The sequence below is a fragment of the Micromonospora sp. NPDC005413 genome, assembly GCF_040606435.1.
GTDB lineage: Bacteria > Actinomycetota > Actinomycetes > Mycobacteriales > Micromonosporaceae > Micromonospora.
This window is the reverse complement of record NZ_JBEXEV010000017.1, coordinates 49,430-64,052: the sequence shown is the minus strand read 5'-3', so window position 1 is coordinate 64,052 and position 14,623 is coordinate 49,430. Positions and strand designations below refer to the sequence as shown.

At 69.7% G+C, this 14,623-nt stretch carries 13 protein-coding genes and 1 tRNA gene; 10 read left to right on the top strand and 4 right to left on the bottom strand.

Features of this window, described 5'->3' with window-relative positions:
* Window positions 1-148: 148 nt before the first annotated feature.
* Complete coding sequence (locus ABZS37_RS19120; protein ID WP_355170613.1) at window positions 149-2,410, top strand: cellulose binding domain-containing protein; 2,262 nt, start codon at window positions 149-151, stop codon at window positions 2,408-2,410.
* 199 nt (window positions 2,411-2,609) lie between these two features.
* Here ABZS37_RS19120 and ABZS37_RS19115 read toward each other — a convergent pair whose 3' ends face one another.
* Window positions 2,610-3,632: an LLM class flavin-dependent oxidoreductase gene (locus ABZS37_RS19115; RefSeq protein ID WP_355170611.1), complete on the bottom strand. Its 1,023-nt coding sequence runs from the start codon at window positions 3,630-3,632 to the stop codon at window positions 2,610-2,612.
* 60 nt (window positions 3,633-3,692) lie between these two features.
* The gene (locus ABZS37_RS19110; RefSeq protein WP_355170609.1) at window positions 3,693-4,172 is read right to left on the bottom strand and encodes an Lrp/AsnC family transcriptional regulator; all 480 of its coding nucleotides are present in this window, start codon (window positions 4,170-4,172) and stop codon (window positions 3,693-3,695) included.
* Window positions 4,173-4,255: 83 nt separating this feature from the next.
* Here ABZS37_RS19110 and ABZS37_RS19105 point away from each other — a divergent pair, with 83 nt between their 5' ends.
* Window positions 4,256-5,434: an aminotransferase class I/II-fold pyridoxal phosphate-dependent enzyme gene (locus tag ABZS37_RS19105; protein WP_355170607.1), complete on the top strand. Its 1,179-nt coding sequence runs from the start codon at window positions 4,256-4,258 to the stop codon at window positions 5,432-5,434.
* 11 nt (window positions 5,435-5,445) lie between these two features.
* Here the strand turns inward: ABZS37_RS19105 and ABZS37_RS19100 are convergent, their stop codons facing one another.
* Window positions 5,446-6,096, bottom strand: a complete 651-nt coding sequence (locus tag ABZS37_RS19100) for an NAD-dependent epimerase/dehydratase family protein (RefSeq protein WP_355170605.1) — start codon at window positions 6,094-6,096, stop codon at window positions 5,446-5,448.
* A 483-nt stretch (window positions 6,097-6,579) separates the two neighbouring features.
* Window positions 6,580-6,655 (bottom strand) — tRNA-Leu (locus tag ABZS37_RS19095).
* A gap of 96 nt (window positions 6,656-6,751) precedes the next feature.
* Here ABZS37_RS19095 and ABZS37_RS19090 point away from each other — a divergent pair.
* From ABZS37_RS19090 to ABZS37_RS19055, 8 genes are all read left to right on the top strand, one after another.
* The gene (locus tag ABZS37_RS19090) at window positions 6,752-7,372 is read left to right on the top strand and encodes a response regulator (protein ID WP_355170603.1); all 621 of its coding nucleotides are present in this window, start codon (window positions 6,752-6,754) and stop codon (window positions 7,370-7,372) included.
* A gap of 13 nt (window positions 7,373-7,385) precedes the next feature.
* Window positions 7,386-8,555, top strand: a complete 1,170-nt coding sequence (locus ABZS37_RS19085; RefSeq protein WP_355170601.1) for a hypothetical protein — start codon at window positions 7,386-7,388, stop codon at window positions 8,553-8,555.
* A 257-nt stretch (window positions 8,556-8,812) separates the two neighbouring features.
* Window positions 8,813-9,970, top strand: coding sequence for a branched-chain amino acid ABC transporter substrate-binding protein (locus ABZS37_RS19080; RefSeq protein ID WP_355170599.1), 1,158 nt, complete (start codon window positions 8,813-8,815; stop codon window positions 9,968-9,970).
* Window positions 9,971-10,079: 109 nt separating this feature from the next.
* Window positions 10,080-11,030 (top strand): branched-chain amino acid ABC transporter permease, encoded by a 951-nt coding sequence (locus ABZS37_RS19075; protein WP_355170597.1) that lies wholly within the window; start codon window positions 10,080-10,082, stop codon window positions 11,028-11,030.
* Entirely contained in the window at window positions 11,027-12,136 is a 1,110-nt protein-coding gene (locus ABZS37_RS19070; protein WP_355170596.1) for a branched-chain amino acid ABC transporter permease, read from the top strand. Before ABZS37_RS19075 ends, ABZS37_RS19070 begins: the two co-directional genes overlap by 4 nt.
* A 46-nt stretch (window positions 12,137-12,182) precedes the next feature.
* Window positions 12,183-12,974 carry an ABC transporter ATP-binding protein gene (locus ABZS37_RS19065; protein ID WP_355170695.1) on the top strand — a complete coding sequence of 264 codons (792 nt, stop codon included), beginning with the start codon at window positions 12,183-12,185 and terminating at the stop codon, window positions 12,972-12,974.
* Entirely contained in the window at window positions 12,964-13,674 is a 711-nt protein-coding gene (locus ABZS37_RS19060; RefSeq protein ID WP_355170595.1) for an ABC transporter ATP-binding protein, read from the top strand. The genes ABZS37_RS19065 and ABZS37_RS19060 overlap by 11 nt, the downstream gene beginning before the upstream one ends.
* Window positions 13,675-13,711: 37 nt before the next feature.
* A complete protein-coding gene (locus tag ABZS37_RS19055) occupies window positions 13,712-14,623 on the top strand; it encodes an ABC transporter substrate-binding protein (protein ID WP_355170593.1) in 912 nt (303 codons plus the stop codon).

Genomic DNA, 14,623 nt, shown 5'->3' with positions numbered 1-14,623 from the left:
GCGCGGTGAGTCGGATCCGTGAGTTCCAGGGCGTTCACCCCCCGATCAGATCGCCGTCCGCCGCCGTCGCGGCAGGATGCGTCCACTGTGCTTTCCGGGCATGGCCGGTGGGTCGCGGCGATCACCACCGGATCCCCGGAGGCAGTCCATGCACTCGTCCAGACATCGGCTGATCCTGCTCGCAGGTACGACGGTGGCCGCCGTCGTGGCCGGCACCCTCGGCACGGTGGTCGCCTCGGCCGCCGCCGTCGGCTGCCGGGTCGACTATCAGGTCACCAACCAGTGGCAGGGCGGCTTCGGCGCCAACGTCACCGTCACCAACCTCGGCGACCCGGTCACCGGGTGGGCCCTCACCTGGTCGTACGCCGCGGGCCAACAGGTGACCCAGGCGTGGAACGCCGTCGTCACCCAGTCCGGTGCCCAGGTCACCGCACGCAACGTCGACTACAACGCCACCATCGCCACCAACGGCACCGCCACGTTCGGCTTCAACGCATCGTGGACCAGCAGCAACACGGCGCCAACCAGCTTCGCGCTCAACGGCGTCACCTGCACCGGCGCCCCACCCACCAACGGACCGACCACCCCACCGCCCACCACGCCGCCCCCGACCACGCCCCCGCCGACCACCCCACCGCCGACCACCCCACCGCCCACCGGGGGTGGGATGCAGATGGAGGACCTGGACCGAGGGCTCATCAGCGTCCGCTCCGGCAGCGGCAACCTGGTCTCCTGGCGGCTGCTCGGCACCGAGACGTCCGGGGTGGCGTTCAACCTGTACCGGGGGTCGACCAGGGTCAACGCCAGCCCGATCACCGGTGCCACCAATTACCTCGACAGCGGTGCGGCGGCCGGCTCGGCGTACACCGTGCGGGCGGTGGTGGGCGGTGCCGAGCAGGCGGCGTCGGCGCCGGCCCTGCAGTTCGGCGCGGGCTACCTGGACGTGCCGTTGCAGGTCCCGGCCGGCGGCAGCACTCCCAGCGGCGAGAGCTACACCTACAGCGCCAGCGATGCCTCCGTCGGTGACCTCAACGGCGACGGCAGCTACGAGATCGTGCTCAAGTGGGAGCCGTCGAACGCCAAGGACAACTCCCAGTCCGGCTACACCGGCCCCGTTTACGTCGACGTGTACACCCTCACCGGCACCCGGTTGTGGCGGGTCGACCTGGGCCGCAACATCCGGGCCGGCGCCCACTACACCCAATTCCAGGTGTACGACTACGACGGCGACGGGCGCGCCGAGGTGGCCATGAAGACCGCCGACGGCACCCGCTCGGGCACCGGTCAGCTCATCGGGTCGTCGTCGGCGGACCACCGCAACTCCAGCGGCTACGTGCTGGCCGGGCCGGAGTACCTGACCATGTTCGACGGACGCACCGGCGCGGTGCTCTCCACCGTCAACTACGACCCGCCGCGCGGCACCGTCTCCTCCTGGGGTGACTCGTACGGCAACCGGGTGGACCGGTTCCTCGCCGGCACCGCGTACCTGGACGGGCAGCGCCCCTCGCTGATCATGGCCCGGGGCTACTACACCCGGGCGGTCATCGCGGCCTGGGACTTCCGCGACGGCACGCTGCGCAAGCGCTGGACGTTCGACTCGAACGCCTCCGGCAACGGCGCCGCCGCCGGTCAGGGCAACCATCAGCTCTCCGTCGCCGACGTCGACGGTGACGGCCGTCAGGAGATCGTCTACGGCGCCGCCACCATCGACGACAACGGTCGGCTGCTCTACTCGACGGGCAACGGGCACGGCGACGCCCTGCACGTCGGGGACCTCGACCCGGGCCGCGCCGGCCTGGAGGTGTTCAAGGTCGACGAGGATGGCAGCAAGCCCAGCTCCTGGTTCGCTGACGCCCGTACCGGTCAGATCCTCTGGTCCACGCCTGCCTCCGGAGACAACGGCCGGGGCGTCTCGGCGGACATCTGGGCGGGCAGCCCCGGTGCGGAGTCGTGGTCGTCAGCGGTCGCCGGACTGGCCAACACCAGAGGGCAGAACATCGGCCGCAAGCCGTCGTCGGCCAACTTCCTCGCCTGGTGGGACGGCGACCCGGTACGGGAACTGCTCGACGGCACCAAGATCGACAAGTACGGCACCGGCGGCGAGACCCGGCTGCTCACCGGCAGCGACGTGGCCTCCAACAACGGAACCAAGTCCACGCCGGCGCTCTCCGGAGACATCCTGGGCGACTGGCGCGAGGAGGTGATCTGGCGAACCACCGACAGTCGGGCGCTGCGCATCTACAGCACACCCACACCGACCAGCACCCGGATCCACACCCTGATGCACGACCCGCAGTACCGGGTGGCGATCGCGTGGCAGAACACCGCCTACAACCAGCCGCCGCACCCGGGGTTCTTCATCGGCGATCAGATGGCCAGCCCACCCACCCCGAACATCTACCTACGCTGATCTGACTCTGGCGGGCCCGAGCGGGGTCGCCTAGGGTGGCAGGCACCGGGCCGCAGCCGCGGAATCCGCTCAGCTCCGGCCCGGTGCGCCACACCGCGGCATTCCCGACCCGTCCCGATCGGGAATGCCGTACCACCACCGGCACCAACATTAGGCACCCCGCGGGTCGCGGGGGTGACGCCGACGTGAAGATCGTGTTTCACGCCGCCCGGTGTAGACCGCCCGCCACCTGCTCGGCGATCAGCTCGTACGACCGCACCCGGTCCTTCACGTCGTACACCAGCGTGGTCAGCATCAGCTCGTCCGCGCCGGTGCGCTCCACCAGATCGGTCAGCTGCCGGCGCACCGTCTCCGGTGAGCCCATCGCCTGACCGTCGCGGCGCTGCAGCACAAACTCCCGCTCGATCTCGGAGTACGGGTACGCCGCCGCCTCGTCGGGCGTCGACAGCGGCTCCGGCCGGCCGGAGCGCAGCTTCAGGAACGACAAGGCGCTCGGCCCCGTCAGCCATTCGGCACGCTCGTCGGTCTCCGCGCACACCGCGTTGACCGCCACCATCGCGTACGGCTTGTCCAGCCACTGCGACGGCCGGAAGTTCTGCCGGTACAGGGCCAACGCCGGCAGGGTGTTGGCCGAGCTGAAGTGGTGCGCGAAGGAGAACGGCAGACCGAGCAGGCCGGCCAGTTGGGCGCTGAAACCGCTGGAGCCCAGCAGCCACACGGCCGGCTGCTCACCGCGACCCGGCGTGGCGATGATCTGCCCCGGCCGTTCCCCGCTGAAGTAGTTCATCAGGTCGTCCAGTTCGCGCGGGAAGCCCTCCGCCGACAGGCCCTCCATGGTGCGGCGCAACGCCAGCGCGGTCACCTGGTCGGTGCCCGGCGCCCGCCCGATGCCCAGGTCGATCCGGCCTGGGTGCAGCGCCTCCAGGGTGCCGAACTGCTCCGCCACGACCAGCGGCGCGTGGTTGGGCAGCATCACCCCGCCCGACCCGAGGCGGATCGTTGACGTGTTCGCGGCCAGGTGCGCCAGCAGCACCGCGGGGGCGGAGCTGGCGATCGCCGGCATGTTGTGGTGCTCGGCCACCCAGAATCGGTGGTAGCCCAGCTCCTCGGTGCGCCGGGCCAACTCGGTGGTGGCTTCCAGGGCCGCGCCGACAGTGGTGCCCTTGGCGACCGGGGCAAGATCAAGAACAGACAACGGTACGGTAATCACACGCTTTGCCAACCCGTCGACGGCCGGTTTTGTTCCGCGATGTGGTCATTGGTTGGCCAGTTCACCCGCTGCTCAGCCCATCCCGCGGGCCTGTTCGAAGATCAGGCTGGTCTGGGTGTGCTGCACCACCGGATCGACGGCGAGATGGTCCAGCACGAAGTCGCGCAACGCGTCACCGGACGCCGCCCGCACGTGCAGCACGTAATCCTCCGCACCCGCCACGTGGAACACCGACACCACCCCGGGCAGCCGCACCGATCGGGCCCGGAACGCGTCCACCGCCGCCCGCTCGTGCGCGGTCAGCCGTACCGACACCAGCGCCTGCAACGGCAGACCGAGCGCGGCCGGATCCACCTCGGCATGAAAACCGCGGATCGCGCCACGCTCGCGCAAGGCCCGGGTGCGGGTCAGGCACGTCGACGGCGCCACCCCCACCCGGTCGGCGAGGGCGTTGTTGGGCAGGCGACCGTCCGCGGCCAACTCGGTCAGGATCGCGCGGTCCACCTCGTCCAGGGCCGGGTGGGACCGCACATCGTTCGGCTCAGGGCGCATCCCGCCATCCTCGTCCGAATCCGTCAGCAAAACCAGCCCGCAGGCCAGAATTATCTTCCATCCTATTGCCTCGTCGCCGGCGGATGTTCGACGCTACCGCCATGACAACGGTGGACACCCGGGCCGTGCACGCCGGCCGCGACGACCTGCGGACGCTCGGCGTGCACGTACCGCCGATCGACCTGTCCACCACCAACCCCCTGCCCTCGGTCGAGGACGGCGGGAACGCCTACGAGCAGCTCGCCACCGGCGGCCTCCGCCCAGCCGAGGGTGGCTCGGTCTACCAGCGGCTGTGGAACCCCACCGTGGCACGCTTCGAGACCGCTCTCGCGGAGCTTGAAGGCACCGAGCAGGCGGTCGCCTTCGCCAGCGGCATGGCCGCCCTCACCGCCACCCTGCTCGCCGCCGCCCGCGACGACCGCCGGCACGTCGTCGCCGTCCGACCCCTCTACGGCGGAACCGACCACGTGCTCGCCACCGGCCTGCTCGGCACCACCGTCACCTGGGCGCGCCCCGACGAGGTCGCCGCCGCCATCCGCCCCGACACCGCACTGGTCATCGTCGAGACGCCCGCCAACCCCACCCTCGACCTGGTCGACATCGCCGCACTCGCCGCCGCGGCCGGCGACATCCCGCTGCTGGTCGACAACACCGTCGCCACCCCCGTCCTGCAACAGCCGGCCCGGCACGGCGCCGCCCTCGTGCTGCACAGCGCCACCAAGAGCATCGGCGGGCACGGCGACGTGCTCGCCGGCGTCGTCGCCTGCGACGCCAACTGGGGCGCCCGGCTACGCCAGGTCCGCGCGGTCACCGGTGCGATCCTGCACCCGCTCGGCGGCTACCTGCTGCACCGCGGCCTGCAGACCCTGCCGCTGCGGGTCCGCGCCCAGCAGGCCAGCGCCGAGAAACTCGCCGGCTGGCTCGCCGAGCACCCCGCCGTACACCGGGTGCACCACCCCTCGGTGCACGACCCGGCGGCGCTGGTCGGCCGCCAGATGGCCGGACCCGGCAGCCTGCTCGCCTTCGAGGTACGCGGCGGCGCAACCGCCGCGGCCGCCGTCGCCGGCGCCTGCCAACTGATCACCCACGCGGTGTCCCTCGGCGGCGTGGACACCCTGATCCAGCACCCCGCCTCGCTCACCCACCGACCCGTCGAGGGCGACGCGAAGCCCGTCGGCGCGCTGCTGCGCATCTCGGTCGGCCTGGAGGATCCCGAAGACCTGCGCGCCGACCTCGCCCGCGCGCTCGACACGATCGCCTGACGGACGCCTGGTCAGCTCAGGTCGCGATTGCCCAGCACCCGGGTGGGTGAGCCCTGCCGGGCCACCCGCAACATCGCCCGGCCGATCCCGTCGGTCGTGGTCACCTGGTTCGGCAGCAGCCGGCGCAGAACCGGAAAGAGTGGACGGGTGATCGCGTACCCGATCCGATATGCGCGGGTCCGCGAAACCGCCCCGTATGTCGGCTGGATGTACCCGGGCCGCGCCGCGAAGCCGTTGGGCAGCAGCTCGATGACGGCGTTCTCGGTACGACCCTTGACCCGGGCCCACATCACCCGGCCCTGCCCGGTCGAGTCGGTGCCGACGCCGGAGACGTAGATGAACGTGACGCTCGGGCTCACCTCGGCCAACAACCGCGCCGCCGCGAGCGGATAGTCGTAGCTGATCCGGGTGTACGCGGCCTCGTCCATTCCCAACGAGGAGACGCCCAGGCAGTAGAAACAGGCGTCGACACCGGTCAACTCGGATCGCAGCGAGTCCAACTCGCCCACGTCCGCGACCGTCAGCTCACGTAGCTTCGGATCCGTCTGACCGGTCGGCCTCCGGCCGACCGTCACCACCTCCCGCACGTCGTCGGCGAGCAGGCACTCGCGCAGCACGCCCTGGCCGACCATGCCGGTCGCACCGAAGATGACCACTCGCATCAGTTCCCACCCCTGTCGTAACTCGCCACCGGCTGTCCCGCCGCACCGCAACCAGGCTGTCACGGCCGACCTGAGCACCGAGGTAGGGAGCGGCCGTCAGGACTTCGGGCCCACGTGCCGGTCCAGTGTGGCGACAGCTCCTCGCCGCGCCACCGAAGCCAGTTGCGCCGGTTCATTCGCCAGGCGATGCCGAGCAGGCCGAGGCGAGATGTCCGTCGCCCAGGTAGAGGCCGAGCAGGTACAGGTATGCCGACGGCTCTGTCTGATTCTCGACGGTGGACCGGCAGCGAAAACAGCGTAACGCGGTGTCGTGTCTTCCTGGCTCAGCCCGCTCCCTGCACCAGCCCCGGACGGTTGGGTAGGGAAGTCTCAGGCGTCGGGCGACCTCGGCGACCGTGAGGCCGGCGAGGTGCTGCTGCCGCGCCCGTATGCGCAGTTCAGGCGGATGCACAAAATGAGTTTGGAACAGCCGTACGACACGTTTGGTGCCCCCGGTGGGATTCGAACCCACACTGTATGGATTTTGAAACCATTGTCTCTGCCATTGGACTACAGGGGCCTTCAGTTTCCCGCCTTGGACAGGTTACCTACTACGCTGAGGGCGGCGACACCCGGCTGGGCGGGTGTCGGGTTATGACTGGTGGGGGTAGGGCTGGTGGCTGGGATGCCGACGGATGCCGAGCGCAGGCGCGTGTTGATCGCCGAGGACGAGGCGCTGATCCGGCTGGACCTCGCCGAGATGCTGGTCGAAGAGGGCTACGAGGTGGTGGGGGAGGCCGGTGACGGTGAGACGGCCGTCCGCCTCGCCGAAGAGTTGAAGCCCGACCTCGTCATCCTCGACATCAAGATGCCGATCATGGATGGGCTGGCCGCCGCCGAGCGGATCGCCGGCGCGCGGATCGCCCCGGTGATCATTCTGACCGCGTTCAGCCAGCGTGACCTGGTGGAGCGGGCGCGGGCGGCGGGCGCGATGGCGTACCTCGTGAAGCCTTTCCAGAAGAGCGACCTGGTCCCGGCGGTGGAGATCGCGCTGTCGCGCTACTCGGAGGTCGCGGCTCTGGAGGCCGAGGTCGCGAGCCTGACCGACCGCCTGGAGATCCGCAAGACGGTGGAGCGCGCCAAGGGCGCGCTGATGACCACGTACGGGATGACCGAGCCGCAGGCGTTCAAGTGGATCCAGCGCACGGCGATGGATCACCGGATGACCATGAAAGAGGTCGCCGAGCGGATCCTCACGGAGACCGCCGGTGGGGAAGTGACCCTGCCGGCCTCCTGACCGGCCTCGATCCGTGTCGCGGCGGATGGGGGCGGTGCTCGGCGTTCTCGCCGTGCTGGTGGCCGCCTGCGGATCCTCGACCTGTCCCGACTGCCCGAAGCCGCGACCGGTCCGGCCGGCCTGGCAGTCGGTGGTCCTGCCGGCCACGCCGGGTGCGCCGGGTCGACCGGTGCTGCGCGACGCCACCGCCTGTGCCGGCCGGTGGTACGTGGTCGGCGGCGTGGTCGATCTGGCCGGGGAGACCCGCCCGGCCGCCTGGAGCAGCCCGGACGCCATTTCCTGGGTGCCGCTGCCGACGGCGCCGGTGACGTTCTACGGCCGGCAGCACGTGCTCTCCGCGGCGGCCTGCCGGGACGGGCGGCTGGCGGCGGTCGGGGCGAAGAGCGGGGGCGCGCACGGCAATCCCCGCACCGGCACCTGGCGGCAGGCGCCGGACGGCACGCTGCACGAGGTGGACGCGCCCTTCGAGCGGTACGCCGGGCCGCGCGCGGTCAACGTGGCCCGGCTGGCGGCGGGGCCGCAGGGCTGGTTGATCGCCGGTAGTCGGATCGACGGGGCGGCGGTCTGGATCTCCCCGGACGCGGCCGGGTTCGCGCTGGTGGAGGGCGCACCGGAGCTGGCCGGTGACGAGCGGGGGCGAACGGCGGCGTACGACGCGGTCGCCGTGCCGTCGGGCTGGCTGGTGGTGGGTGCGCTGCTGCCGCCCGGGGGTACCGCACTGGCGCCGCTGGCCTGGTCCTCTGCGGACGGCCGGAGCTGGCGGCGGGCCGCCCTGCCGGTGGTGGACGGGCGGGGGCAGGCGCAACGGGTGGCGGTGCTTGGTGACGTGGCGGTGGCGGTGGGGCCGGTGCGGGCCGGATTCGGCAGTTGGCGGCTGACCACGCAGGGCTGGCGGCCGGCGGGCGGATTCGGGGCGGCCGGACCGGGTGTGGCGTCGGCGGCCGGGTTGCTGGCCGTCGGGCAGGGGTTGGTGGCGGTGACGAGGGACGGGGACCGTCACGGACTGTGGCTCTCGGTCGATGTGGGCGAGTCATGGCGGGCGATGGCCATGCCGCAGCCGATACCCGATAGCGGGGACACCGCGGTCGCGGTGACCTCGACGGGAGATCGACTGCTGCTGGTGACGGACGACGGGAGAACGTCGCGTGCCTGGTGGGCGGGGGTATCAGAGCTTGATCGATAGTTGGCGGAAGGCCGCTGAGCGCTGCCGACGAAACAAAGGTGAAAAGACCTCACGACCGAAGGTTCTTACAGGGATCGTTTCCAATCCGCCACGGCGTGTAACGGTTCGGTCAACCCGCTCGCTTGGGGCTTACGTCGCAGCTTCACGGTGGGATAACGTCCGGCCCCAGACCGGCGACGACGGTCTGGTTCGTCCGCCCCCGCAAGGGCCAATAACCAGCGGGTGGTTCGGACCATGGGACGAGGAGGGTTCGGGCCTTGAGGCAGAAGCTCGCGCGTGTGATCGGTGGGGTCGCCATGGTGGCGCTCGTCGCCGGCGGAACCGCATGCTCCAGTGGCGAAGAGAAGGCGGCCGGCGGTGACGCCTGCGGCAGCAAGATCGCATTCTTCGGCGCGCTGACCGGCAGCTCCGCCGCGCTCGGCATCAACGAAAACAACGGTGTCAAGCTGGCGGTCGACAAGTACAACAAAGAGAACGCCGACTGCAAGGTCGAGCTGGTTCCCCTGGACTCGCAGGGCAGCCCGGACCAGGCGCCGGGTCTGGCCCAGAAGGCCATCGACGACGCCAAGATCCTGGGCATCGTGGGCCCGGCCTACTCGGGTGAGACGGAGGCTGCCGGTCCGCTGTTCAACGAGGCCGGTCTGGTCGCCGTCACCGCCTCCGCCACCCGCCCGAGCCTGTCGCAGCAGGGTTGGAAGACCTTCTTCCGCGTGGTCGGCAACGACTTCAGCCAGGGCCCGGCGGCCGGTAACTACATCAAGAACGTGATGAAGGCCGACCGGGTCTACGTCATCGACGACCAGTCCGCCTACGGCGCCGGCCTGGCCGACGAGGTCAAGAAGGTGCTCGGCCCGGCGGTCGCCGGCTCGGACAAGGTCCAGGGCGAGGGCAAGCAGACCGACTTCTCCGGGGCGGTCACCAAGGTCAAGGCCGCGAACGTCAAGGCGATCTTCTACGGCGGCTACTACCAGGAGGCTGGCCTGATCCGTAAGCAGCTCACCGCTGCCGGGGTCACCGCTCCGCTGGTCGCGGGCGACGGCGTCAACGACGGCGCCTACATCACCTCCGCCGGTGCGGCGGCGGCCGAGGGCACCATCCTCACCTGCCCGTGCCAGCCCGCCACCGAGGCGCGTGGCACCTTCGGCCAGGACTACAAGGCGCTCAACGGCACCGACCCGGGCACCTACAGCGACACCGCCTACGACGCCGCGAACATCCTGCTCGCCGGCATCAAGGCGGGCAAGACCACCCGCGAGGGCCTGCTGGAGTTCGTGAAGGGCTACAGCGGCGAGGGCGTCGCGGCGAACTACAAGTTCGTCGAGGGCGGCGAGCTCGACCCGGCGCAGGTCAAGGTCTGGGCCTTCAAGGTCACCGGTGGCAAGGTTGTCCCGGACCAGGAGATCCCCAAGTCCTGATGTTGGTCGCTGCTACGGCGATTGAGTTGTGATCGCGGGTGCGGCCGGGAGCTGCTCGCTCCCGGCCGCACCCCATTTCCCTCTCCAGACGTGATGGAGCGTCCCTCCCTTGGACTTCAATGGACTGTTCTCCAACTTCGGAGAACTCACCACGACCGGCTTGACCCAGGGCGCGATCTACGCCCTGGTCGCGCTGGGCTACACGCTGGTCTACGGCGTGTTGAGACTCATCAACTTCGCTCACTCCGAGGTGTTCATCGCCGGCGCGTTCGCGGCGATCTGGACCTGGAACGGCTTTGGACTCGACCAGAACTCGCAGGTCAGCGGAATCGGCTCGATCCTGTTCTACCTGCTGGTGGCGATGATCGTCGCCGCCATCGCATCGGCGGGCACCGCGACCGTGATCGAGCGGGTGGCGTACCGGCCGTTGCGTAAGCGCAATGCCCCGCCGCTGGCCTTCCTGATCACCGCGATCGGCGCCTCGATCGCGATCTCCGAGGCGTTCGGCATCTGGACCCGCCGACGGCCGGAGGGCGCGCCGAGTCTGGTGAGCGGCAAGCCGCTGTTCCACGTCTTCGGCGTGCCGATCGACGCGGTGCAACTGCTGACGATCGGCGCGGCGCTGCTGATGATGGTCCTGCTGGACCTCTTCATCAACCGCAGCCGCACCGGCCGGGGCATCCGTGCCGTGGCCCAGGACGCCAACACCGCCGCGCTGATGGGCGTGAACAAGGACCGGATCATCCTGATGGTCTTCATCACCGGTGGCGCCATGGCCGGTGTGGCCGGACTGCTCTACGACGTGCGGATCCAGACCCTGACCTACAGCGTCGGCTTCCTGCTGGGGCTCAAGGCGTTCACCGCCGCGGTGCTCGGCGGCATCGGCAACCTGCGCGGGGCGCTGGTTGGTGGCCTGCTGCTGGGCGTGGTGGAGAACTACGCCGCCGGCCTGTTCGGCAGCCAGTGGAAGGACTTCGCCGCCTTCGCGGTGCTGGTGGTGCTGCTGATGTTCCGACCGACCGGTCTGCTGGGCGAATCGCTGGGGAGGGCACGGGCATGACGACCGTCCTGGAGAGGGTGCGCTCCGGCCGCGAGGCGGCCGGGCAACGGTGGCACGGCGCGCCGCGCTGGGTGCGCTGGGCGCTGCTGGTCGCGCTGATCGCGTTCTTCTACGCGCTGCCGAACAGGGAGTTCTACCAGTACCTCGGGCCGATTCCGACCCCCGGTGCGAACTTCACGCAGGTGCTCTTCACCGTCTCGATCTATGTGCTGTTGGCCGTCGGGTTGAACATTGTGGTCGGTTTCGCCGGCCTGCTCGACCTGGGCTACTTCGGCTTCTTCGCCGTCGGCGCGTACACCGTCGCGGTGCTGACCTCGCCGAGCAGCAACGTCAAGACGCTCTGGCCGTGGCTGCTCGTGGTGCCGCTGGCGATCGGGCTGACCATGCTCTCGGGCGTGATGCTTGGTACGCCGACGCTGCGCCTGCGCGGTGACTACCTGGCGATCGTGACGCTCGGCTTCGCCGAGATGATCCGGATCGCCGCAGTCAGCTCGGACTTCCTCAAGGGCCAGCGGGGCTTCAACCAGATCCCGCACCCGCCCGGCAAGTACGCCGACGGCAAGCCGTTCTTCGGCGTGCTGGACGCCCGGCCGTACTACTGGCTGGTGCTCACGCTGATCATCGTGGTGGTGATCGGGGTGCGGAACCTGACGCACAGCCGGGTCGGTCGGGCCTGGATCTCGATCCGGGAGGACGAGGACGCCGCGCAGTTGATGGGCGTGCCGACGTTCAAGTTCAAGCTCTGGGCGTTCGCCTCGGGTGCCGCGATCGCCGGCCTGGCTGGCGCGCTCTTCGCGGGTAAGCAGAACTTCGTCAACTCGCAGAACTTCGAGCTGCTCAACTCGATCATCATCCTGGCTGCGGTGATCTTCGGTGGCTCGGGCAACATCGTCGGCGCGATCGTCGGCGGTGGCCTGGTGGCGTACATGATCGAGCGGTTCCGCGGCATCGAGTTGTTCGGCGTGGAGCTGTACGAGTACCGGTTCCTCATCTTCGGTCTGGTCCTCGTGGTGATGATGATCTTCCGGCCGGAGGGCCTGATCCCGAACCGACGACGGGCGGCGGAGTTCAAGGACCGTCGCAAGGAGGTGATCGTCGGTGAATGACACCGATCAGACGCCGGTTGTTCCGGCGCAGGCCGGCGCGCCGGCGATGGAGGCGGTCCCCCACCGGGAGCCGCTGCTGGAGGTCGACAACGTCACGCTGCGCTTCGGCGGCGTGGTCGCGCTCGACAACGTCAACTTCACCCTCTACAAGGGGGAGATCCTGGGGTTGATCGGTCCGAACGGGGCTGGCAAGACCACCTGCTTCAACGCGATGACCGGCATCTACCAGCCCACCCAGGGCGAGATCCGGTTCCGTGGCGGCAGGATCAGCGGCAAGAAGCGCCACCAGATCACCCAGATGGGCATGGCCCGAACGTTCCAGAACATCCGGCTGTTCCCCGAGATGACCGCCCTGGAGAACGTTCAGGTCGGCGCGGACGCGCACCACAAGACCAGCGTGATCTCCGCGCTGTTCCGGCTGCCCCGGCACCGGCGCGAGGAGCGTGAGGGGCGGGAGAAGGCCGAGCGACTGCTGGAGTTCGTCGGCATCCGGCACCGGCTGCACGAGTTCGCTCGCAACCTCTCCTACGGGGAGCAGCGGCGGTTGGAGATCGCCCGGGCGCTGGCCACCGATCCGGTGCTGCTCTGCCTGGACGAGCCGGCCGCCGGCTTCAACCCGGCGGAGAAGGAGGAGCTGCTCCAGCTCATCCGGCAGGTCCGGGACACCGGCGTGACCGTGCTGCTGATCGAGCACGACATGCGCCTGGTCATGGGCGTCACCGACCGGATCGTCGTGCTGGAGTTCGGAAAGAAGATCGCCGAAGGGCTGCCCGCCGAGGTGCGGGACAACCCGAAGGTGGTCGCGGCGTACCTGGGGGTGCCGGACGATGTTGCTTGAGATCGACGATGTGAGCCTGCTCTACGGGCGGATCCAGGCGTTGCACGGCATCAGCCTGACCGTGGCCGAGGGGGAGATCGTCGCGCTGATCGGCGCCAACGGCGCCGGGAAGTCGACCACCATGCGGGCGGTCTCCGGGATCCGGCCGATCGCCACCGGCAGTATCCGCTTCGAGGGCGAGGACATCTCCAAGCTCCGGGCGGACCTGCGGGTCCGGCGAGGGCTCTGCCAGGCGCCCGAGGGTCGGGGGATCTTCCCCGGCATGTCGGTGCTGGAGAACCTGGACATGGGGGCGTACACCCGGCGCGACCGGGCCGGGATCGCCCAGGACCTGACCCGGGTGCTCGATCTCTTCCCCAGGCTGGCGGAACGACGTAAGCAGCCCGGGGGTACCCTCTCCGGCGGCGAGCAGCAGATGCTGGCGGTCGGTCGGGCGCTGATGAGCCGGCCCAAGCTGCTGTTGCTCGACGAGCCCTCGATGGGGCTGGCGCCGATGCTGATCCAACAGATCTTCGACATCATCAAGGAGATCAACGAGCAGGGCACCACCGTCCTGCTGGTGGAGCAGAACGCGCAGCAGGCGCTGGCCCGAGCGCACCGGGCGTACGTGCTGGAGACCGGCAGGATCGTCAAGAGCGGAACCGGTGCCGAGCTGCTGCACGACCCGGCGGTCAAAGAGGCATACCTCGGCGTGGCCTGAGTGGCCGTCACACCCCTCACGCAAGGAGTGCAGAGACATGTTCAATATCAACGGTGCCCGGCGGGCGGCCCTCGGCGCCGCCAGCGCGGCGCTGCTTGCCCTCTCCCTGACGGCGTGTGGGGAGAAGGAGAACACCGCCCAGCCCGGTGCCGGCCCGACCGTCACGGCGGCGGCCGACTCGGCGCTGGCCGGGAAGGTGCCCGACACCATCAAGGCCGACGGTGTGATCAAGGTCGGCACCGATTCGACGTACGCCCCGGCGGAGTTCCTCGACGCCGACGGCAAGACGGTGGTCGGCTTCGACGTCGAGCTGTTCAACGCGGTGGCGCAGAAGCTCGGCCTCAAGGCCGAGTACCAGTCGTCGCCCTTCGACTCGATCCTGCCCGGTGTCGACTCCGGCAAGTATGAGATCGGCGTGTCGTCGTTCACGATAAACGCCGAGCGGCTCAAGAGCGTCAACATGGTGAGCTACTACGCCGCCGGCACCCAGTGGGCGACCAAGGCCGGTAACCCGGCCAAGATCGACATTGAGAACGCCTGTGGCAAGAAGATCGCCGTGCAGACCGGCACCGTGCAGTTCGACGACATCACCGCCCGGTCGAAGAAGTGCACCACCGGCGGCAAGCCGGCGATCACCATCGACCAGTACCAGGCGCAGAGCGACGCCACCGCCGCCGTGGTCAGCGGCAAGAACGACGCCATGCTGGCCGACTCTCCGGTCGGGGCGTACGCGGTGAAGCAGAGCAACGGGGCGCTGGAGCTGGTCGGCGACATCTACGAGTCGGCCCCGTACGGCTACGCCGTCAAGAAGGACCAGACCGCGTTCGCCGAGGTGCTCAAGGAGGCCGTCCAGGCGGTCATCGCCGACGGCACGTACGAGACCGCGCTGAAGAAGTGGGGCGTCGAGGGCGGCGCCATCACCACCTCGGCACTGAACCCCGCCAGCTGA